This is a genomic window from Streptomyces fildesensis, assembly GCF_016107395.1.
In the GTDB taxonomy this organism is placed as follows: domain Bacteria; phylum Actinomycetota; class Actinomycetes; order Streptomycetales; family Streptomycetaceae; genus Actinacidiphila; species Actinacidiphila fildesensis.
The window spans coordinates 1-1387 of record NZ_JAAIKO010000120.1 but is presented as its reverse complement, the minus strand read 5'-3'; the positions used below and the strand labels follow the sequence as shown (position 1 = coordinate 1387).

The following is a 1387-nucleotide window of genomic DNA, read 5'->3' as shown; positions in this document are numbered from 1 at the left end:
TACTGCAACCGCATGTGGGGGTGGTGGCCTCGGCGTTGGTAGTGGCATCTGCGGGCGCGGGCTTGGCTGCGGCGTCGGAAGCGTGACCAGTGCAGATGATGGTCGTTGTCCAGGTGTCGGGGCGTGAAGACGAGGTGCCCGATCATCCGGCGGATCTCGGGGACGCTGAGAGGTATGAGGTCGTGCTCGTCGCCGGCGCTGCCCCTTTTGTGGTTTCTGTGGCGCGGATGGCGGTCAGGTAGGCGAGCGCGGCCATCGCCAGGGTGATGTGCCGGTACCAGGCCCGGAACAGCCGTACCTGGTAGTGGTCCAGGCCGCATTCGCCCTTCGCGATCTGGAAGCATTCCTCCACCTGCCAGCGCGCGCCGGCCGTGATGACCAGGTCCTTCAACCGGGTCGCGGCGGGCCCGTAACAGATGTAGTAGGCGATCTTGGTCGGATCGGTCGGACTGCGGCGGGCCAGCACCCAGTGTCCGAACCCATCAGCCCAGTCGGGCCGGATCGCGATGCGGGCCCAGTGGTAGATCCTCTGGCCGTGGGCGCCGGCCCCGGCCGAGATCCGCTTCCACCCCTGCGCGGGCAGCGCGGCCACCAGATCATCGACCCGCACTTGCCAGCCGTCGGTCGTGGTCACGGTGTCGTTGAGCTTGGTGGCCAGCACATGCGCCACCTTGCGTTCCTCCAGCCACATCCTGAAGTCCTTGACCTGCCCGTATGCCTCGTCCGCGGTGACCCAGGCGAAGGGCACCGCCGCATCGATGGCACGTTGGAGCATCCACTTGAGGTGCTCGGTCTTCGTGGCGAACGGCACCTCGTCGCCGATCCCGGCCGCCCGGCACCGTGCCCGGTCGCCCGTCCAGGACTGCGGAACATAAAGCTCCCGGTCGATCAACGCCCGCCCCCTGGCTGAGGCGTAGGCCAAAAACGTCCCGATCTGGCAATTTTCGGTGCGGCCCGCGGTGCCGGAGTATTGCCGCTGCACGCCCGCTGACCTGGTGCCTTTCTTCAGGAAGCCGGTGTCGTCACCGATCAGCACCCCGTCCGGGGACCCGATGCTCTCCACGACGAAGTCCCGCACGTCATCACGGACCGCGTCCTGGTCCCACTCGGAGTGATTCAACAGACGCTGCACACCGTCGGGGCGCAGCTGGCCGACCTGCTCGGCCAGCGTCCACCCATTCTTCTTCTCCAACGGAGCCAGCAAGCCCATCAGATAGTCCAAAGCCCGCTCACGCGGCTCCGACCTGCCAAAACGCCCTGCGAACCGGGCATGCAACTCTTCTACGCCCTCGGACCACGACTCGACCTGCTCCACCGTCAACGATTCGTCACACAGTCGGACCAACGAGCCACACCGCCAACAGTCACACCACATGCGGTTGCAGTA

The 1387-nt window shown here is 66.3% G+C and carries 1 protein-coding gene; it reads right to left on the bottom strand.

Annotation, left to right across the window (positions count from 1 at the left end; all coding sequences use genetic code 11):
- Positions 1 to 142: 142 nt before the first annotated feature.
- Entirely contained in the window at positions 143 to 1315 is a 1173-nt protein-coding gene (locus tag C6N31_RS42150; RefSeq protein ID WP_198359607.1) for an IS701 family transposase, read from the bottom strand.
- Between the last annotated feature and the right edge of the window lie 72 nt (positions 1316 to 1387).